Raw genomic sequence first — 20,127 nt, 5'->3', positions numbered from 1 at the left:
AGTGAGATTGGCTTTTGCTGCAGAAAGGATGCGTTGTGGCGGAAAAGTGCGGCTGGGCGGCAGGTGAGGCTCGTCGGGCGGGTTCGTGTGCGCGGGCTCGGTTGCGGAGGGGCGTTGTTGTCGCTACGGCGGCGTTGCTTGTGGCGCCGTTGGTGCAGGTCGCGGGGGTGGGGGGCTCGGTGGGCTTGTCGTCGGAGGCGCATGCTGAGGAAGCGGGTATTGCGTCGACGAATCCGCTCAAGTACAAGGAACTGAGGGTGCAGCCGGGGAAGGTTTCCCGCAGTGAGTTGGAGTCGGGGGACCTGTCGACGGTTGCTGAAATCCGCGAGCTTCCTAACGCGATTACGTTTAATGGGCGTTGGTGGTACCCGTCGCATAATAATTTTGTTGGTGGCGGCGAAAAGAAGAGGGAGGGTGAGCGCCATCAGGTGAGTGTGAGGGCACCGGAGATTGGGTTTATCTCCACCTTCTATGAGGATGCGGTGTTGTCGGGGGAGGATTCGATTTATAAGTTCAATCCTCAAAAGTTTTTGGATGCGCAGTCGAAGGTCCATGAACTGACGTACAGCATCGGGTTTAAGGACGGCTCGGTGCAGAAAAATGCGGTGTTGCCGCTAAGGTTGGTGGGTCTCGACGGCCGCCTCGCCAATGATCTGGGTGGGGATTTTGATGGCGACGGTGTGACGAACGGCGAGGAGGCGAGGTCGGGGGCGAACCCGTTCGACGCCAGGGATAAGGGCAAAGCGAAGAAGCCGTTGCCGAAGCTTCCGCAGACCACGACGCCAACACCAGCACCGTCCCCGGCGCCATCGCCGACACAGGCTCCCGCTCCTACGGTGAGCAGCGAGCAGCCGAAGCCGCCGGCAGTCCCGACCTCGACGAGCGCAAAGCCAACGGTGTCGTACAAGGCGGACAAGTACGACCCGTACCCAGGTGAGCTGCTGATCCGGCTGAAGCCGGGCGAGGAGTACCGGACGGGGAAGCCGTTTGGTGGCACTGCGGTCAGCGGGAGCACGATTCGGTATACGGGCAAGCCGGGCGCGGCGGTGGAGCACGCCTTCATTGATGTGTCGGATGCAAACCGGTTTGTAGTGAAAGCGAAGGGCCTGGACACGTTCGCTGAGGCCTATGATCGCGAGTTTGGGAACTCGAAGCCGGAGTTTGAGAAGGCGGCGAAGTGGTTCCAGGATACGTTCATCACGTCGCAGCGTGTGGAAGTTGATTACGACGACAATTCGACTGACGTGGTGGAATTCTTCATCGGGATTGTGGGCATGGACGGGCGTGCGTTTGCTATCGCCTCTGCCGATTTTGATGAGGACGGCGTCAGCAACGCGGACGAGTTGCGATTTGGGACGAACCCATTTTCGCCGGGTAGTAAGCCTCACGAGAAGCCGAGGTTCTCGGTGACGTCGAAGAGCGTGAAGCCTGGCGAGGCGTATGAGTTTGTGCCGTCCGAGCCGCTCGACCCGGACACGAAGTTTGTCTTCGAAGGGGATTACCAGGTGTCGCTGACACCGGATGGCAACGTTCGGGTTGTTGGTAGCAGTGACAAGCGGAACCACAAGTTCGAGATCACGGTGAAGGATCCGCTCTACGGCGACGTGGCAACGCTCCACGTGGAATCGGATTTCACGGAGGACTGGACGCCGATCAGCGTGCGGGCAGGGTCATCGTTTGAGACGAACGTGATGACCAAAGAGGACGTCGAAGACGGCGTGACGATCGCCTCCGTGGAGGACGCCGTCCCTGAGTGGATGAAGATCGGCCCGGATGGTGAGGTGTTTCTGAACCCTCCGCGCTCCGAGAGCGCTACGAAGGGGACACGCACCTACTGGGTCACCCTGTCGACGGGGAAGCGGCGAGTGATCAGGGTCAACGTGCTCGATCCGACGCCGTACGCCGAGGAGTACAAGCTGCAGTATCCGGATGTTTTCGTGCGTTTGGGTGAGTCGGCGCGCAGCCACATCCCGCTCGCAACGGTGACGCAGGGCACCGCGGAGTTCTACAACCAGCCGGTCCCGGAAGATGCGCAAGTATCGTTTGCTATTCACGAGGGTGAGAACGCGAGCGTCGTGGAGCAGGCGGGAACGGCTAAGGACGGCGAACAGCCAGGCATGGTCACGTTCAGTGCTACTGGCGACAACCTGAAGGCCGGGGACGTCGTACGTGTCATGGTGAAGGCGACGTTTGGGGCTGATAAGTCCACCCAGTACGTCCCGGTGTACTTCAACATTCTTGACCGCAAGATTGCAGGGCGCTACAACCACACCTACGAGACCGGCCGCGAAGTGCTGCCGGGGACGCCGATTGTGCTGCACCGGACGGACGTCGGCAATGTGCCTGAAGGTACCGACTTCCTGTTTTTCGAAGACAAGAAGAAGAACCAAAACCTTGCGGGCTGGAACGTGACCGTCAACCGCGATACCGGCAACTTGGTGGTGCGCGCGCCCCAGAACGGTGCACGGCCGCTGGACGCCGTGGTGACGGTGTCCTACCCGGACGGAAGCTCCACCGACGTGCCGTTCCACGTCGGCGTGAAGCACAGCAATCCGGACGTTGACGTGTACGAGCCGAAATATGTGCCCGAAACACTCATCGGTGGTTCCCGCACGTCCTACGAGATGCTGACCCCGGTGCCACCAAACACGACGTTCTCGATTGAGGAGAACGCTGGGGTGGATGTGAGCGTCGATACGAAGACGGGCCGCATTACAGCGGTGCTGCCGAAGGACGCGCCGGGCGGCGCCACCTACAACGTGCGTGTGCGTGTGAAGTACCCCGACGGCTCCGACGAGGTCATCACCGCGGAACTGCGCAAGAAGGCCACGGCCGACGACGAGCGCCCCCGTTGGAGCGACATCTACGTCATGGCCGGCGAGCTCGCCTCCACGCCGCAGGGCCAGAAGCTTCCCCCTGAGACCACGTTTGGTGTCGACGCCAGCTTCGCCCCCAAGGGGTGGCAGGTGCACGTCGACAAGTATTCGGGGACGTTGCAGGTGTTGCCGGATGCTTCGGTGCAGCCGAAGTCGAGGATTGAGGTGCCTGTTGTGGTGACGTTCAAGGACGGCTCGCAGCGCACGGTGAAGGTGCCTGCCGTTGTGCGTGCGCCGCGGCACACCCCGGCGCCACCGACGACCGAGGCCCCGACGTCCACACCGACACCAGCCCCGAGCACCCCGGCACCGAAACCGGCGCCGGCACCTACCCCTGAGACTAGGACTTCGGCGGCCGGGTGGGTTATCGTCATACTCGGTTCGCTTGGGTTCTTGGTAGGTGGCGCGTTGCTCGCTTTACAAGAATTTCCAGTTATTCAATCGAATGTCCATAAGTTCATGCGTGACCTGGGCTTGAGGAGGTAAAGGGTGCGTTTCCACAACAAGGCAATTGCAGGCGCTGTGACGCTCGCGCTCGGGCTGAGCGCAGTGACGGCGGTGCCCGCCGTAGCGTCCCCAACCACCTCGCTTGGCGACGCCAGCTTCACCCAAGTCCACATCCGGAAGAGCTACCACGAGGCAACACTGACCTACCTGAACCCGAAATCCATCGCGGGCAAGCTGGAGAGCCAGCTTGGTGTGATCGGTTGGGCCGGCGGCCGAGTGGTGGCCCCGATCGCGAAGAACACGACTGAGACGTCCCCCGAGGACGGCGTGACTGTCCTCGAGCACACCGACCCGCAGCGCAAGGTCACCATGAAGCGCACCTTCACGGTCAAGGGCGACGAAATCCACGTTGTTACCGAGCTGACCAACAACGCCGATGAGGCCCGCGAGCTCGCGATCCGCATGTACAACTACGCCAAGCCGCTGAAGGGCACCATGAGCGCCGCGCAGTTCGGGGACGGTCTACGCGGCGAGGACAAGTCCACCTACATCGTGGACGCCACCTTCCCTGGTGCGACCGCGCTCGCCGCCGCCCAGGAACCGGGCCAGCTCCCGGCGTGGGACGCCTCTGAAACACTTTCGCTCCCCGGGCGTGGTGAGGTTCTCAGCGGTACCTGGCTCCAGAACGTTGAGCTTGGTGCGACACTGACCGCCGAAATGAATCTCAAGGTCACCACCCAGTTCGCCGCCTTGGACTCGGACGGCGACGGCCTGCTCGACATCTGGGAAATGCAGGGTGCGAATGTGAACGGCGTCGATATGCCGTTGCACCGCTGGGGCGCCGACCCCAACAAGAAGGACATCTTCCTCCAGATGAACTGGATGAAGTCCGAATGGGAAACCAAAGGCTGCCAAGAAGCAGCCCGCTTCGCCGTAGACCCCGAAGGCTTCGCCCGCTACGACGCCTGCTCGAAGATGAACACCAACGTGTACCGCCCATCAGGGCTCATCCTCGACCAAATGGTGAAAAAGTTCGCCGAGCACGGCTACAACCTGCACATCGACGCAGGCAAAGGCTACTCCAAGAACTTCGACGCCCGCGACGACGAATACCGCGGCGGCCCAGTACTGGACTACAAGGACCACTACTTCAACTCGCCCGAAACGTCCGGGTCGGAGCTGATCACGTCGTCAGTTGAGCTGCTCAAAGAGCGCGAAGGTATTTTCCGCTCCGGCGTCATCGGCGACCTTATGGACGCCCCTTCCGCCAACGGCTCCGTCAACTACGCTACCGGCCGCGCCCTCATCGGCGGCACCAGCTTCTACGTGTCCAAAAACGCGCGCATGGGTGCCGAAGATAAAGTGCGCAACACCATCATGCACGAACTCGGCCATAACCTTGGCCTCAACCACAACGGCATGCTGTGGGTCGACGGCAAACGTCAATCCGTTTACGAATGGACCAAGTACGGCGACTGGCTCGACGGCCGACCAAGCCCAATGAACTACGCCTACCAGTTCGTTACTTTCAGCTACACCGATAAGGAAATGAGCGGCGTCCAAAAGGAGCCACACCCAGGCTGTGCAGGTGACCCTGACTGCTACGTCGGTGAATGGACCGTCCCATCCGAATGGGACAACCTCAACGTCAAAGCCGGCGGCATCGGCGACGTCTCCGTCAAACCCGTCGACCCCGACAACAACGAGGACAAGGACACCGAGCAAAAGCACGACATCGAACGCGATGCCCGCGAACTCGACGCCGCCGCCGCGCACAAAAACGACGGCAAAGCCGACTTCTACATGGCCGACGTCAACAGCATCGCCACCGTGCGCACCGACAATAAGGTGGTCGGCACCATCGGCAACCGTGGATACAACGACCACGAATTCACCGTACGAACCTTCTACGGCAAAGATCTCTCCCGTCTCGCCCCCGTCCAAAAAGTGAAGGTCAAGGGCATCGGCGACGCCAAGGAAGCCGGGCCGCAGTCCCGCAAGGAAATCCAGATCCCAATCCTGGACACCCAACGCCTCTACGGCTCCTACGTGCCGGTCTTCATCCAGATCGAAAACGAGTCCGGCGAAGTCGTCTTCAGCGAACTCTTCGACATCAGCCTCCTCGACTACACCGAAGAAGAACTCCGCCAAGTCAGCAACCAGCTCGGTGACTCCGTGTTGGGGCAGCGCGCATCGGCGCTGCTCTCCCAAGGTAAGCTCGGCAACTACCAGGACGCCAACCGTCGCGACGTCGCCGACACCAAGGAACTGAAGAAGCCCACCCGCCCGTCGACTTCCCCAGCTCCCTCGCCGACCTCCAAGGCACCAGCGCCGACAACTACCTCGGCACCGGCGGCCCCAACCACGCAGGACCCCAAAGTCACTGGCGACAAGGGCCTCGACGAGAAGACCCGCAACACGATCCTGATTGTCGTCGGCGTGCTGCTCGGCCTCATTGGTCTAGGCGGCGCGGCTGCCGCCGTGATGGCGAACATGTAGGGCGCCGGAAGGTTCGAGTGACAAAAGACGCAGTCGATTTTGCGCGACCTGGGCTTTTGCCGGGTTTTCAGATGGGGATTGCGTCCTTTGTCACTGCCAGTGAACTATTGCAGCGCCGAGGTCAGCTTCATCACGTTGTCGATGTAGCGGCGGTACCACGGCCGCGTGTTCCAGCGCTCCAGCGTGAGCTCCCGCGTCACCGACAGGTACGTGTCTGCGAGTTGGTTGAGGTTGCGGAGGAGGGGGCCGTCGCAAATTAAGAGTGAGCTTTCGTAGTTGAGTGAGAAACTACGAATATCCATGTTGGAGGACCCGAGGACGCCGACGGCGGCGCCGGGCTCCTGTGATGCGGGGTCGACGAGCAGGAACTTGGTGTGCAGGACGTAGGGGGCTGGGAACTCCCAGATGCGCACGCCGGCTTCGAGAAGTTGTTGGTAGTACGAGGATTGGGCGTGCTGCACCATGAACTGGTCCGCCTTTTCACCGACGAGCAGGTCCACGCGGACGCCGCGGTAGCAGGCGGTCGTGATGGCCGCGAGCAGTGAGTCCTCGGGGACGAAGTAGGGGGAGCAGAGCACGAGGTGTTCTTTGGCGTGGTGGATGAGGGTGTTAAACATCCGCAGGTTCGGTTCGGCCTGGTAGCCCGGTCCCGAGGGGATGAGCTGGACCAGGTTCGCGTTTGCGGCGGCGCCGAGGTCCAAGGGGGCGGTGAGCTCGATGGGTTCGCCGGATTCGGAGTACCAGTCCACGGCGAAGAGCGCCTCGATGGAAGTGACGATGGGCCCTTGGAGCTCCACGAAGGCGTCGACCCATTGGCGTCCGGCGGCGCGGTGTTGGCGGGTGAGGTAGGTGCGGTCGATGAGGTTCATGGAGCCCATCATGGCGGTGTGGCCGTCGATAATGATGAGTTTGCGGTGGTTGCGCAGGTCGGGGCGGCGGAATCGGCCCCTAAGCAGGCTCAGCGGAAGCATGAGGTGCCAGTGGACGCCGGCGTCGGTCAGTCGGCGTTTCAGCGCTCGGAAGCCGGGGTATTTCATGGAGCCGATGTGGTCGAACAGGAGGCGGACGTGGACGCCTCGGGCCACAGCGCGCTCGAGGGCTTCGAAGACGACGGCGGTAGTGTTGTCCCAGGCCACCGCGTAGATCTCGATGTCGACGTAGTCTTCCGCCTTATCGACGAGCTCCGCGATCCGCACCATCGTCTTTTCGTAATCCGCCCACATGGCGACCGCGCTGCCGTGTACGGCGGGGAAGCCGGTCAGGGTGCGGTTCAGCGTGATCATCGAGGTCACCTCCGGCACCGTTTCCTCGGTGGCGGGGATGTCGGGGATGTCGGAGTAGACGTCGTTGAGGACGGTGCGCGCTTCCTTCTGGATGCGGTGGCGCCGCTGCGAGACGTACTTGGACCCCATCAGCAAGTACAACGGCAGGCCCACAAATGGGAGCAACAGAATGAGCAGCAGCCAAGCGTTCGCGCTCGACGGCTTGCGGTTCGACGGCACCACGCCGATCATGACGAACTTGATGGCGTAGTCGATGCCCATGGCGATGAGCTGCCACAGGGAGAGGCCACTGAACAGGGACAACATGGCTACCGTACCTGGTCGAGTGCGATGTCGGTGGTGTCGTAATCAGCGATGACGGGCGCATGATCCGATGCGCCCTTGCCGTCGCGTTCCGTCACGTCCACCCAGGCCTGCTGCAGGCGGTGGGCGAGAGGGGGCGTCGCTAAGTGGAAGTCGATGAGCATGCCTTCGTTCTTCGGGAAGCGCATGGACTTGTAGTCCCAGAACGAGTACGGGTCCGCGTGTCGGATCTCCTCCAGACCGGCCTCCAGCAGCATCTGGAACGCTGCGCGCTCCGGCTCCGTGACGTGCGTTTTGCCCTCGAACCAGGCGATGTCCCACACGTCCTCATCGCGCGGCGCGATGTTGAAATCGCCGGTGAACAGCTGCAACGCCTGCGGGTCCACGGTCTCGCGCAGGGAGTAGAGGAACTCCAGCTTGTAGTTGTAGTGCGGGTCGCCGATTGCGCGACCGTTCGGCACGTACAAACTCCAGATATCGACGCCCCCACAGCTCGCCCCGACCGCCCGGGCCTCCACAACCGGCTCGCCCTTCTTCGCAAAGGCGGGCTGGCGCTCAAAGTGCGTGCGCACGTTCTCCAGACCCACCCGCGACGCGATAGCCACGCCGTTCCACTGGTTGTAGCCCACGTGCGCGACGTCGTAGCCCGCCGCCTCAAACGTGGAGTAGGGGAAGGTGGCGTCCTTCGTCTTCGTTTCCTGCATGGCCAACACATCAACGTCGTTGCGGTCGAGGAAAGCGGCGATCCGCTCCGCCCGCGTACGTACAGAATTCACGTTCCAAGTGGCGATGCGCATGCCAATACCCTAGCGCAGACGCAGGACACGCCGCCGATGGTGGTCATCGCCCACGATCTCCTCCGGGCCGACCTCCCACATGTCCGGATGTCGCGCCGCGTGCTTCTCCGCCGCCTTACCGATGCGCTCCGGCACCAACAGGCGCACGGGCAGCGAGTGGGCGTCGTAAAACTCCTTGAGCTCGGTGAGTGGCAGCGGCGCGAGTGCTGCCGACGGGCCCAACGGCACCGCCGTATTCTCCCGCGGGTCAGCGGCGCCCGCACGGGCCAGCCACCCCTCAACCCACTCCTGCACCGGCGCCGGGTTCGCCTCCGCGAGCTCCACCTCTTTTCGACGAATCTCCGAATTCCGAACCGTTCTCGGCGCCAACGAACGCACCGCCACCGGCTCCGTGATGGTCACCTCGCGCCCATCGCGGCGGCGCACCCGCAACGGGTCCAGGCCCACGACCTCCCCGAGCGCCTCATTGACCCCGGACTCCGTGCGGTAGCGGACCGTCACCCGGCCCCCAACAGCGGGCGCTTCCTGGCGAAACATCTTGCGTCTTTTGGTGCCTTAGTGTCCGAACGGGTCTTCGTCCGTGCCCGGCAGCCACGTGTTGCCCGGCTCCGTCCACCCATTCGCCTTAATCGCGCGCTTCGCCTCCCGCTTATAGCGGCCGGTCAGCACGTCCGTGTACACGAAGCCGTCCAAGTGGCCGACCTCATGCTGCAGGCAACGCGCGAAGAACCCAGTGCCCTCAATCTCAATCTCGTTGCCGTGCTCATCCAAACCCGTGACCTTCGCCCAGTCCGCACGCCCGGTGGGGAAGCCCTCGCCGGGAACGGACAGGCAGCCTTCGTCGTCCTCGCCGTCATCGCGAGGCATGGTCTTCGGGATCTCGCTCGTCTCCAGCACCGGATTGATCACGGTGCCGCGGCGCATCGTGTCGCCGTCCGGGCAGTGGTACACGAACAGGCGCAACGGCACACCAATCTGGTTCGCAGCCAGGCCCACGCCGTTCGCGGCATCCATGGTTTCGTGCATGTCCGCAATGAGTTCCTGCAGCTCCTCGACCGGCTGTTCCACCGGCTTCGTCGGGTTGTGCAGGACAGGGTCGCCATAAATAACGATCGGTCGAATGGTCATGGCTACCATAATAGGCATGCCTGAGCAGCTTTCAGATTCGGACCGCGCCATCCTCACCTTCGAGGCCCACGCCCCGCGCGCCATCGGCGCCAAAGAAGAAGCCATCACCACGCAGCTCGGGCTCACACCGGTTCGCTACTACCAAAAACTCAACCTCCTTCTCGACGACCCCTCCGCCCTCTCCGAATTCCCCCAACTCGTACGCCGCCTGCAGCGCCTCCGCGACCGGTGAGCTGGCCGCCCGTTTGGCCAACGGTTTCGTTTCCCCAGGTCGCGGACCACCCCGGCTGAAAAAGTTCCCCGGCCCGGGAACCATTTTGCGTTTTCGGAGGCTTCGACGACCCTCAATACACGTTTCCCCAGTTCGTCTCGCCCTCTCGTTGAGATAGTTCCCCGGCCCGGGAACTACTTTGGGTTTGAGGCCGGTTCTCGTCGACCAACGCACCCGTTTTCCCAGGTCGTCGGCCACCCCGGCTGAAAAAGTTCCCCGCCGACCGCAAGGGGCACCACATTCGTTGTTTTCCCAGTATGGCGCCGTGGCGTTTCCCCAGGTCGCAAGGACTGTGGCAGGGAATTTGGTGTCACCCCAGCTGGGTCGAGTGACAAAAGACGCACCTCCTATTGGGCTAGCCATTCATGCCCGCTGGTCAGAAATGGGCTAGTTTTCTCTAGCTGCGTGATTTGTCACTGCGCTAAGCTCAGTAGTACCAAATTCGGTTGTCGACCCTAGTGTGAAACCAGGGATGTGGTGCGCGTGGGAAGATGTAAACGTCTGTAAAAACGTTTAGAGTGGCGCATGTGACTAATGTGAATCCTGAGAACGAGTACCAGGGCGCCCACCGCCGCGCCGACGAGGACGACTACGAGGAGGCAGCGGCGCCGGCGGCGGCGTTCCCGAAGCGGGGCGTCGCGATGATCCTGCTGGCCGTCGCAGCCCTTCTTTTGCTGTGGGGTATCTACGCCATGAACAAGGGCGACGGTCAGGACGCAGCCGCGCCAGGCACCACCGAAGCCACGACCGCCCAGGCCACCCAGGCGACAACGGCGATCACCGTCCCGGCGAGCCCATCCGAGCAGGCGAAGCCGGAAGAAACCCAGGCCACCGAGCAACAGCCAGCTCCAGCCACCAAGCCAGCCGAGCAGGAACAGTCAGCCCCCGCCCCGGGCGGCCTGGCACGTGAGCAGGCGCAGGTGTACGTCTACAACAACTCGGGCGTCCCGGACCTGGCCAACCGCACCGCCGGCGACCTCGCCACCCAGTACAACGTGGCGAACCGTTCCAACGACGCCGCCGTCATGAACATGCCGGAGCAGACCTACGGCGCGTTCCCGCAAACCTTCGTGTTCTTCAACCCGAACACCCCGGGCGCGGACGCCATCGCTGCAGAGTTGGCGCAGCGCATCGGAGGTACGCCTCGGGCGACGACGGATGTGCCGGCGAATACGAGTTTGCCGAGGGAGGCCGTCGAGAAGCCGGAGGCGATCACTGTCGTCCTTGCGGGAGAATAAAACCCCCGCGAGGCTCGCGCGTGACGTTTAGACTGGCTACCTATGGATCCATACCGCGAGTTCGCCCGTTCCCCCGAGCCGACACTGGGAGTGGAGTGGGAGATCTGCGTCGTTGATAAGGAGACGCGGGACCTGGTACCCCGCGCCCCCGAAATTATCGACGCCATCTCCGCCACCAACCCCAACGTCCACCTCGAGCGGGAATTCCTCCAAAACACGGTCGAGCTGGTTACGCCGGTGTGTAAGAATACAAAGGAGGCCGTCGATAAGCTGGCGGAGAGCCTGGCCGTCGTGCGCGCCGAAGCCGACGCCCGCGACCTCGACCTGTGGGCCAGCGGCGGCCACCCATTTTCCGACTTCCGCGAGCAAACCCTCAGCCCCAAAATTTCCTACAAGGAAATGATCAACCGCACCCAATACTGGGGCCAGCAAATGCTGCTGTGGGGCATCCACTGCCACGTCGGTATCAGCCACGAAGACCGCGTCTGGCCAATCATCAACGCGGTGATGACGCACTACCCGCACCTGCTGGCCATCTCCGCCTCGAGTCCGGGCTGGGACGGGCTCGACACGGGGTACGCCTCCAACCGCACCATGCTCTACCAGCAGCTTCCCACCGCCGGGATGCCGTACCAGTTTCAAAGCTGGGCCGAATGGGTCCAATTCATGGACGATCAGCGCACCTCCGGCGTCATCAACCACACCGGTTCCATGCACTTCGACGTCCGCCCCGCCGCCAAATGGGGCACCATCGAAGTCCGCATCAGCGACGCCACCTCCAACCTTCGCGAACTCGCCGCGGTCGTCGCGCTCACTCACTGCTTGGTCGTCTACTACGACCAACTTCTCGACGCCGACGAAGCCCTCCCCACGCTCCAGCCCTGGCACGTCGCCGAAAACAAGTGGCGCGGGGCCCGCTACGGCCTCGACGCATTAGTGATCACCAGCCGCGACACCGACGAACGCTGGCTCCGCGACGAGCTCGTCACGTTGGTGGATACCCTGCAGCCTGTGGCTGCGCAACTTGAGTGTGAGCGCGAGCTGAACCTGGTCCTCGAAATCATGCAGCGCGGCGCCGGCTACCAGCGGCAACGCCGCATCTACGAGATGACCGGCTCCTGGCACGACGTCGTCGCCACCACCTGCGCCGAGATGCAGGAAATGACCTGGGAGTAGGCTGCTTGGGCTTTTGGTGCAAGTAGGGGCTGGTTGATGCTTGATGGGGTAGAGTTGGCGTCGATAAGTGTTGAGAGGGGAACAGCATGGCAAACGTGAATGATGTGGCGAGATACATTTTGGAGCGTCAGGGGGAAAGCCTGAGCACTATGAAGCTGCAAAAACTTGTTTACTACGCACAGGCTTGGAGCTTGGTCTGGGACGAGAAGCCGCTGTTTAGCTCCCGTTTCGAGGCCTGGGCGAACGGCCCAGTGTGCCGCGAACTATACAACCAACACCGTGGGCACTTCACTGCGACCCCTGCAATGTTTCCCGGCGATGCTCACCGGCTCACAAACGATGAGCGGGAGACGATCGACACTGTGCTCGACGCCTATGGGCATCTCACTGGCCAACAGTTGAGCGACCTCGCGCATGGCGAGCGGCCCTGGCGGGAAGCCCGCGAAGGCGTTGCAGTGGGGGCACCTTCCACACATGAAGTGAGTCAGGAAGTCATGCAGGATTTCTACAGTTCGATGCAGTCGGCGTCTGCGGTGTAGTTCGCGTGGGTGGGGGAAAGCGTAGTAGGAAGAAGCTTGCGCGTCAGCAAAACAACTTCGGGGGTAAGCGCGTTCCGCACTTGTCGCCGGTGGCAGACGATAAAAGCGTGCCCAGTGAGGCGACACAAAGTGCCTGGCGGGAAATGCCTGTTCGGTGGACTGTCGCTGAATTGGACATCCCTCCTGGTGAGAGCTTGTGCCGATGGTCGCTGGAGGCCAAAGAGACGAAAGAGCTCTTGACATTTTTGGAGAGCATTTCACGAAAGACATGGAAAGAGTGCCTTGCTGAGACCGTCATGTCCGGCCGGAAGAAACGACCCCGGAACCATGACCAACACGTTTCGACCCTAAGTGTCGACGCCCAAAAGCGCATCCAAGCGCTGCCCTCTGCGGAGGAGCGCGTGTTTCGATTCCGCCTATCTGGTGAGACCCGATTATGGGGTTTCCGATCCGGTGACCTATTCCGGGTATTGTGGTACGACCCCGACCACGCTGTTTGCCCTGTAGAGAAGCGAAATACCTAGTGGGTCTGTATCGGGTCTGGAACTTGCGCACGACATTCCTGCGGAAATTCGCGTGACCTGGGATTTTGTGTGCGCGCCCAACGCGAGCTGAGCTGGCAGTGACAAAAGACGCACCCGAATAGATCTAGCACTTTCTCTACCAGCTACTATGAATGGCTATGTCAAATGGGGTTGCGTCTTTTGTCACTCGAGGCGGCAGCGGCAGCAGACCCTACTTCTTGGTGGGGTCGACGCGCTTGGGGTGGTAGGCGGCGGGGCGGTCGTTGCGACTGAGGGTGTCGGGCCCGCCGTAGAGGCCTTCGCGTCGGGCGACGCGGCCGAGGCGCTGGGCGGTGACGGGGTTGGTCATCAGGGCGAAGATGAGGAGGATGAGGATGACGCCGATGTCGTGAAGTTCGTGGGTGCCGACAGCCTCGCCGGTGCCGGCGAGGCCGCCTGCGGAGGGGTTCAGTAGCCGGATGATGGTGCCGATGATCATGAGGACCAACCCGGTGGTTTGGGGTTTGGTGATGGCGTGGATGCGCGCCATGGTGGATTGGAATCGGGCGGTGCCGATGGCGGCGGAGAACACCATGAAGGCGCCGGGGAGGATGAAGATGAGGGAGGCGGCGTCGAGGAAGAATGCGAGTGTCATTGGTGGGTCCTTCCTAAGAGTTGTCGCGTTTGCGGAAGCGGGCGACGGACAGGGAGGCGATGAAGCCGAGGAGCGCGATCACCATCATGACGTTGACGACGGTGGTGTCGAGCGTCCAGCAGATGTAGAGGGCGAGGACGCATTGGAGTGATGCGGTGATGGCGTCGTTGCCGAGGACGCGGTCCATGGAGTCGGGGCCGACGATGACTCGCCAGGCCAGCACGAGGAAGCCGATGGCGAGGAAGATGCCGGCGACGATGAGGAATGCGTTGTATACCTGGGGGTTCATGGGTTATCGCCTGCTTTCGAAGATGTCGATCATTTGGCGCTCCAGTTTGGCTACGTTGGCGATTTCGCGGTCGATGTCGGTTTGGTTGTCGGCGTGGAGGACGTGGATGGTCCATTCGCGGTTGGTGATGTCGATGTCCGAGACGCTGCCGCCTGGCTGCAGGTTGTAGGCGCAGGTGGCGAGGTAGAGGACCAGGTCGTCGGAGACGCGCATGGGCACACGAAGGATGGCGTTTTTGGGTGGGGCGGCGGGCCGCAGCGCGAGCCAGGAGACTTTGGCGGAGGCGACGATGAGGTCGGCGAACCACTGCAGCACGAACAGGAGCAGTTTGCCCCAGTGGATTTTGTTGCCGCTGCGTGGGATCGCCGGGAGGGGCAGCACGAGCACGATCAGTACGCCGAGTGCGAGCCCGGCGGCGACGTTACCCCAGGTCAGGTCGCCTTGCATGAGGACCCACATGAATGCGAGCCAGAGGACGAAGCCGCCGCGGAAGCGGTTTCGGATGCCGGTGAGGAGGTGGTTCATCGGTTTGCTCCTGTCGGTTCGGCGGTTGCGCTGGCGGGGAGGGGGACTCGTTCTGTCGTGACGACGTCCTCTCCGTCATCCGACCGCGCAGAAGATTTGCGGGCGAGCGCGTCTTTGCCGCCGCCGGAGTCGGTGGGTTGGCGGAAGGCGTCGAGGTCCCGGGTTGGGCTGGTGGGGTCGCCGGAGAGGACGGCGTGTTGGTAGATGCGTTGGTCGCTGGAGGATTCGGCGGCGCGATCGGTGATGGCGGAGATCGGGCCGGCGAGGAAGGTGATGGATACGGACGTTGCTACGAGTAGTGCGGTGGACAGGAGCATGCCGGCGGGGATGCGGCCGACGTCGGCGCGGTCGTCGACGGCGATGGTGTCGTGGCGTTCGGCGAGGGAGGCGGGCCGGGCCATAGCGACGGATTCGGGGGCGTCGGCGCGGTCGCGGAGGAAGCCTTTGGACCAGACGAGGATCATAGCGTAGAGCGTCAATAAGGAGGTGACGACGGCCCCTGCGATGAGCACCCAGGCGAGCCAGGAGCCGTCGGCTGCGCCGGCTTGGATGAGCATGACTTTGCCGAGGAACCCGGAGAACGGCGGGATGCCGCCCAGGTTGAGGGCTGGGATGAAGTAGAGCAGCGCGATCAGTGGCGCGGTGTAGAGCAGGGAGCCGAGGCGGCGCAGCTGCGCGGACCCGGCCTGGCGTTCGATGAGGCCGACGACCAGGAAGAGGGAGGTCTGCACCAGGATGTGGTGGACGGCGTAGAAGATGGCGCCGGACAGCCCGGCGATGGTGCCGAGCGCGATGCCGAAGATCATGTAGCCGATGTGGCTGACGAGGGTGAAGGAGAGGAGACGCTTGATGTCGTTCTGCGCGAGCGCTCCCATCACTCCGATGACCATGGTCAGCAGTGCGACCCACATGAGGAGGGTGTCGAGGGAGCCGTCGGTAAATATGGTGGTGCGCACGCGAATGATGGCGTAGACGCCGACCTTGGTCAACAGCCCGGCGAACACCGCGGTGACCAGGGAGGCGGCGGTGGGGTAGGAGTCGGGGAGCCAGGCGTCGAGGGGGAAGACGGCCGCTTTGATACCGAACGCGATGAGCAGCGTGGCGAAGATGGCGGCGCGGGTGCCGTCGGGAACTTCGGCCATGCGCTGGCCGACCTGCGCCATGTTCACTGTGCCGGTGGAGGAGTAGATCAGCGCCAGCGCGAAGAGGAACACCATGGAGGACGCCATGGACACCATCACGTAGCCGATGCCTGCGCGCACACGCCCCGGCGAGGCACCCAGGGTGAGCAGTACGTATGAGGCCACGAGGAAGACTTCGAAGCCGACGTACAGGTTGAACAGGTCGCCGGCGAGGAAGGACAGGTTCACACCCATGCATAGCAGCATGTAGACGGGGAGGAAGACGGCGACTGGGTCGTCGTCGCCGCCGTCGCGAAGCCCTTGGGAGATGCCGTACCACATGACGGCGAACAGCACGATGGAGGAGACGAACACCATGATGGTGGACAGCCGGTCCGCCACCAGCGTGATGCCGATGGGTGCTTCCCAGCCGCCCATCTGGACGGTCTGGATGCCGTGGACGTCCGCGATGATGATCATCGCACCCGAGATGACGGCCAGCGCGAACAGAGTCGTCAGCGCGATGGTGCGCTGCAGGGTGACGGCGCGCCCGGTGACCAGGATCAGCGCCGCCGCCAGCGCTGGCAGCAGCAGCGGCATGACGGTGAGGATCGGCATGGCGGGCAGTGCCCAGTGGGCGAACTCGAACAGGTTATTCGTCATCGTCGGCCTCCTTGACGGGGTCTTCGAAGGAGCGTGGGCCGAAGGCGTCGCCTTCGGAGCTCATGCGTCCGGTCTCTGGGTCGTCGGAGGCGTCGTGGTCGGGGGCCGCCGCCGGGGTCTTCGGGCGGGCGGCGATCGCGCGGTCTTCCTCGTCGCGCTCGATGATGTCGTCGGTGCGGTAGCGGTACTGGCGGTAGGCCAGGGCCAGCATGAACGCGACCATCGCCATCGAAATGACAATCGCGGTGAGGATCATCGCCTGCGCGAGCGGGTCGGCGGTGCGCTCGCCGAACAGGGTGGACATGCGCCCAATGATCGGTGGGGAGCCGGCCTGTCCGCCGGATTGCAGCAGCAGCAGGTTCGCGCCGTTGCCGAGCAGCAGCACACCCATGATCATGCGGGTCAGCGCCCTATCGAGCATCAGGTACACGCCGGTGGCCACGAGCACACCCGACCCAATGAGCAGGAACAGGTTCGCTTCCATTACTCGCTCCTTTCGCGGCCACGCGCGGTGGTGTGCACCGGCGCCCCAATTGTCGACGCCCGGCCCCGCCCCGCCGTCGCGTCACCGTCACCAGTGACCGCTTCTCGACGGCTCTCTCGCTCCAACCGTTTCGCCGCCTGCTCAGCGCGGCGTCGTTTATTCTTCTCCTGCAGCTCACGCGCGCGCTGGCGGGCGTACTGCTTGCGGTTGTCTTCCTCTTGGTCGAGGTAGCCGCCCATGGAGGTCAGGATGTGCAGGGTCAGGCCGACCACGATGAGGTACACACCGGCGTCGAACACGAGCGCCGAGGTGACGTCAAAGGAGCCGATGAGCGGCAGCGTGACCGTGGTGTAGCCGGACGTGAGTGGCGGGTTGCCGAACAACATCGGGACCACCGCCGCGGCGAAGGAGAACAACATGCCGGTGCCCAGCAGCTTCGCCGGGTCCACAGGTAGGGCCTCCTCGATTTCCTGGCGCCCGCCCGCGAGGTAGCGCAGCGTGAACGCCAGCGCCGCCACCAGCCCGCCGGCGAAGCCGCCGCCTGGCGCGTTGTGGCCGCCGAAGAAGAAGTACAGGGACAGCAGGATCATCGACGGGAACAGGATCCGCGTTGCGACGTCCACCATCAGCGAACGGTTCTGCGCCGTCTCCGAGTCCACGCCGCTGGCCAACCAGCGCGCCTTCGTAGTAGACAGCGTCGGGCGCCGGGAGGCGCGTCCGAACTTGCCAGTGCCGAAGATCAAGCTGGCCACACCCGTCGCCGCGATGACCAACACGATGATCTCGCCGAACGTATCGGCCGCGCGCAGGTCCACAAGCAGCACGTTCACCGTGTTGCGGCCGTGGCCGATGTCGTGCGCCAAGTCCGGCATGAACACCGAGATCGGGTCGGCGGTGCGCGCACTCATCGCGAACATGGCCACCACCACGACCGACACACCCGTGCCGATGGACAGCCAGGCACGCGCCCGGTTGTCCTCGTTGCGGGGTTCGACCTCCGTCGGCATCTTGCGAAGGATCAGCATGAACACCACCATCACGATGGTCTCCACCAGCGCCTGCGTCAGCGCCAGATCCGGCGCGCCGTGCAGAGCGAAGATCGTCGCCATGGCGTAGCCGGTCAGCCCCACCATCACCACGGCGGACAGGCGGTTGCGTTGGACCGTCGCAAAGACTGCCATGCAGACCATGATGAACACCACCAAGCCCTGCCATGGCGAATCCCACACGATCATCCGAATATCGTTCGAGCGGCCCAGCACCAGCGCCGCCAACGGCACCACGGCCAACACCGCAAAAATGACACCCAGATTGATCACCAGGGAACCGCGCTGCGTCGACGCCGTCAACCGCAGCGACGCCGTCCGCAGCTGCGCCAACAGGGCGTCCCACAGGTCGTCACCGTCGCCGAGCGCCGGCTTGCCCGTCTGCAGCGGCTTCAGCACCGCACGCTGCCAGAACATGACGACGCCCCCACCCACAATCACAGCCGTCAGCACCAGCGGGATCGTGATCCCGTGCCACAGCGCCAACTCCTCCTGCTCGCTGCCGGGGAAGCGCACGTCCAGGTACTCGTTGAACGCCGTCGACAGCAGCACCGGGAAGATGCCGCACACCACCGTCAGCGTGGTTAGCACCGTCGGCGAAATCCACAAGGTCGGGCCGATCGGGTGCATCTCGCGCACCGCCTCCGACTCGCCGTTGTTGTGTGCTGGCTTCGTCGCAAAGGCGGACCACCAGAAGTACAGCGAATACGCCATGGTCAAGATGGAACCGGCGACGATCGCCACCAGCGTCATGTAGCCCGGCATGCCGTGCAGCATCTCCTCGTTGAGCACCGCCTCCAGCGCCGACTCCTTCGCCACAAAACCGAAGAACGGCGGAATACCAGCCATCGACGCCGCCGACACCGCCGCCAAAAACGCCACAAACGGCTCCCGCTTCGCCAACCCCGAAAGCTCGTGGATGTCGCGGGTGCCCGTCGTGTGGTCAATCGCGCCGACAATCATGAATAGGGTGGCCTTGAACATGGAGTGCCCGAACGTGATCGCCAGGCCGGCCATCGTCGCCTCACGCGACCCAATGCCGATCACCGTCGTGATAAAGCCCAGCTGGGACACCGTGCCGTACGCCAAAATCAGCTTCAAGTCACGCTGCTTCAGCGCCAACCAGCCACCCAGAATCATGGTGAACACGCCCGTCGAAAGCACCACCAGGTGCCACGTACTCACCACCGCCAAATCCGGCGCCAAGCGCGCCACCAGGTAAATCCCGGCCTTCACCATCGCCGCCGAGTGCAAATACGCCGACACTGGCGTCGGCGCCGCCATCGCCCCCGGCAACCAAATATGCCACGGCGCCTGTGCCGACTTCGTCATCGCCCCCAACATAATCAGCACAATTGCCGTCGAAATCGCAGGCGTATTCTCAATATTCGCAAACTGGGAGACCTCGCTGAGCCGCCAAATGCCCGTCTTGTAGCCCAGCAAGTTAATACCGACGAGCATCGCCAGCCCGCCAAACGTCGTAATCATCAGCGCCTGAATCGCCGCCCGACGCGACGACGCCCGCTCACCGTAATAGCTGACCAGCATGTACGAGAGTATCGACGTCAACTCCCAAAACACGTACATCAGCAAGAAACTGTCCGAAATCACCAACCCGTACATCACGGAGGCGAACATGGTCAGCTCCCCGCCAAACTTGGCCAACCTGCGCGGATTCGAATCGAAGTAGCCCCAGCAGTACAACAAGACCAAGGAGCCGACGCCCAAAATAATCAAACTAAACAAGCCCGCCAGGGCGTCCAACCTGAAATCCAGGTTCAACTCCGCCGACGGCATCCACGGAATCCGGGCAACGATCTCCCCACCATCCACAAAGGCACCCTTTGCGAACAGGTACACCATCCACACGAACCCACCCAGCGGCACCAACGCAACCAGCGCAAACGCCGACCTACCGATCGTACGGATCAACAACGGCGCCGCCGCCGTCGCGACGAATAGCGCGACAAGTAGCGTCAACACAACCCGGGCCCTCCTTGTTCAGCTTCATCAGCTTCTTCAGCTTCGGCGCGCCACAGCAACGCAGCTGCCCACCATGCACCGTCGAAACTAGAAACAAGGCGCGTCATGATCAGTGGCGCGACCAACAAATTTTCACTGTACTCACAGGCCCGACATTTTGCGAACGGTTTTCGCCCTGGCCGTCCTGCCTGTCTGGCTCCCCGCGTGCGCCCGCGCCCCTTCCCTCATGCCGTTGAAAAAGTTCCCACGCCCGGGAACGATTTTGCGAGTGGGGCCGGTTCCGGTCGACTGTCGCTTTCGT

16 protein-coding genes are annotated in these 20,127 nt (G+C 63.0%); 6 read left to right on the top strand and 10 right to left on the bottom strand.

The genetic code is table 11. The features are described from left to right. The first annotated feature begins 35 nt into the window (after positions 1 to 35). Positions 36 to 3,362, top strand: coding sequence for a Rib/alpha-like domain-containing protein (locus BJP08_RS06625; RefSeq protein WP_143110036.1), 3,327 nt, complete (start codon positions 36 to 38; stop codon positions 3,360 to 3,362). A 3-nt stretch (positions 3,363 to 3,365) separates the two neighbouring features. Continuing rightward, complete coding sequence (locus tag BJP08_RS06620; protein ID WP_071568854.1) at positions 3,366 to 5,822, top strand: hypothetical protein; 2,457 nt, start codon at positions 3,366 to 3,368, stop codon at positions 5,820 to 5,822. A 104-nt stretch (positions 5,823 to 5,926) separates the two neighbouring features. Here the strand turns inward: BJP08_RS06620 and cls are convergent, their stop codons facing one another. From cls to BJP08_RS06600, 4 genes are read right to left on the bottom strand one after another with little or no spacing between them, the layout of a single operon-like run. Next, positions 5,927 to 7,408, bottom strand: a complete 1,482-nt coding sequence (cls, locus tag BJP08_RS06615; RefSeq protein WP_071568889.1) for a cardiolipin synthase — start codon at positions 7,406 to 7,408, stop codon at positions 5,927 to 5,929. A gap of 5 nt (positions 7,409 to 7,413) precedes the next feature. After that, the gene (locus BJP08_RS06610) at positions 7,414 to 8,205 is read right to left on the bottom strand and encodes an exodeoxyribonuclease III (protein ID WP_071568853.1); all 792 of its coding nucleotides are present in this window, start codon (positions 8,203 to 8,205) and stop codon (positions 7,414 to 7,416) included. Positions 8,206 to 8,214: 9 nt separating this feature from the next. Then, positions 8,215 to 8,742, bottom strand: a complete 528-nt coding sequence (locus BJP08_RS06605) for a hypothetical protein (RefSeq protein ID WP_071568852.1) — start codon at positions 8,740 to 8,742, stop codon at positions 8,215 to 8,217. A gap of 18 nt (positions 8,743 to 8,760) precedes the next feature. Continuing rightward, positions 8,761 to 9,333 carry a peptide deformylase gene (locus tag BJP08_RS06600; protein ID WP_071567098.1) on the bottom strand — a complete coding sequence of 191 codons (573 nt, stop codon included), beginning with the start codon at positions 9,331 to 9,333 and terminating at the stop codon, positions 8,761 to 8,763. A gap of 16 nt (positions 9,334 to 9,349) precedes the next feature. Here BJP08_RS06600 and BJP08_RS06595 point away from each other — a divergent pair, with 16 nt between their 5' ends. From BJP08_RS06595 to BJP08_RS06580, 4 genes are all read left to right on the top strand, one after another. Continuing rightward, a complete protein-coding gene (locus tag BJP08_RS06595) occupies positions 9,350 to 9,565 on the top strand; it encodes a DUF3263 domain-containing protein (RefSeq protein ID WP_070361851.1) in 216 nt (71 codons plus the stop codon). Between the two features lie 566 nt (positions 9,566 to 10,131). Then, a complete protein-coding gene (locus tag BJP08_RS06590) occupies positions 10,132 to 10,842 on the top strand; it encodes a LytR C-terminal domain-containing protein (protein WP_143110035.1) in 711 nt (236 codons plus the stop codon). 42 nt (positions 10,843 to 10,884) lie between these two features. Further along, entirely contained in the window at positions 10,885 to 12,018 is a 1,134-nt protein-coding gene (locus tag BJP08_RS06585) for a glutamate--cysteine ligase (RefSeq protein WP_071568850.1), read from the top strand. An 86-nt stretch (positions 12,019 to 12,104) separates the two neighbouring features. After that, the gene (locus BJP08_RS06580; RefSeq protein WP_071568849.1) at positions 12,105 to 12,557 is read left to right on the top strand and encodes a Panacea domain-containing protein; all 453 of its coding nucleotides are present in this window, start codon (positions 12,105 to 12,107) and stop codon (positions 12,555 to 12,557) included. Between the two features lie 735 nt (positions 12,558 to 13,292). Here the strand turns inward: BJP08_RS06580 and BJP08_RS06575 are convergent. Genes BJP08_RS06575 through BJP08_RS06550 form a run of 6 tightly spaced genes read right to left on the bottom strand, consistent with a single transcriptional unit; the run spans position 13,293 to position 19,826 of the window. Beyond that, positions 13,293 to 13,715: a monovalent cation/H(+) antiporter subunit G gene (locus BJP08_RS06575; RefSeq protein WP_071568848.1), complete on the bottom strand. Its 423-nt coding sequence runs from the start codon at positions 13,713 to 13,715 to the stop codon at positions 13,293 to 13,295. Between the two features lie 13 nt (positions 13,716 to 13,728). After that, complete coding sequence (locus tag BJP08_RS06570; protein ID WP_070361856.1) at positions 13,729 to 14,004, bottom strand: monovalent cation/H+ antiporter complex subunit F; 276 nt, start codon at positions 14,002 to 14,004, stop codon at positions 13,729 to 13,731. Positions 14,005 to 14,007: 3 nt separating this feature from the next. Next, a complete protein-coding gene (locus BJP08_RS06565; protein ID WP_071568847.1) occupies positions 14,008 to 14,529 on the bottom strand; it encodes a Na+/H+ antiporter subunit E in 522 nt (173 codons plus the stop codon). After that, positions 14,526 to 16,313 carry a Na+/H+ antiporter subunit D gene (locus BJP08_RS06560; RefSeq protein ID WP_071568846.1) on the bottom strand — a complete coding sequence of 596 codons (1,788 nt, stop codon included), beginning with the start codon at positions 16,311 to 16,313 and terminating at the stop codon, positions 14,526 to 14,528. Before BJP08_RS06560 ends, BJP08_RS06565 begins: the two co-directional genes overlap by 4 nt. Then, positions 16,303 to 16,797, bottom strand: coding sequence for a Na(+)/H(+) antiporter subunit C (locus BJP08_RS06555; RefSeq protein ID WP_070361859.1), 495 nt, complete (start codon positions 16,795 to 16,797; stop codon positions 16,303 to 16,305). Before BJP08_RS06555 ends, BJP08_RS06560 begins: the two co-directional genes overlap by 11 nt. Next, a complete protein-coding gene (locus BJP08_RS06550; protein WP_071568845.1) occupies positions 16,797 to 19,826 on the bottom strand; it encodes a Na+/H+ antiporter subunit A in 3,030 nt (1,009 codons plus the stop codon). Before BJP08_RS06550 ends, BJP08_RS06555 begins: the two co-directional genes overlap by 1 nt. Positions 19,827 to 20,127: the final 301 nt, after the last annotated feature.

The sequence above is a fragment of the Corynebacterium sp. NML140438 genome, assembly GCF_001875725.1.
Classification (GTDB): Bacteria; Actinomycetota; Actinomycetes; order Mycobacteriales; family Mycobacteriaceae; genus Corynebacterium.
Note: the sequence above shows the minus strand (reverse complement) of the source record. Positions and strands in the feature narration are given on the sequence as shown.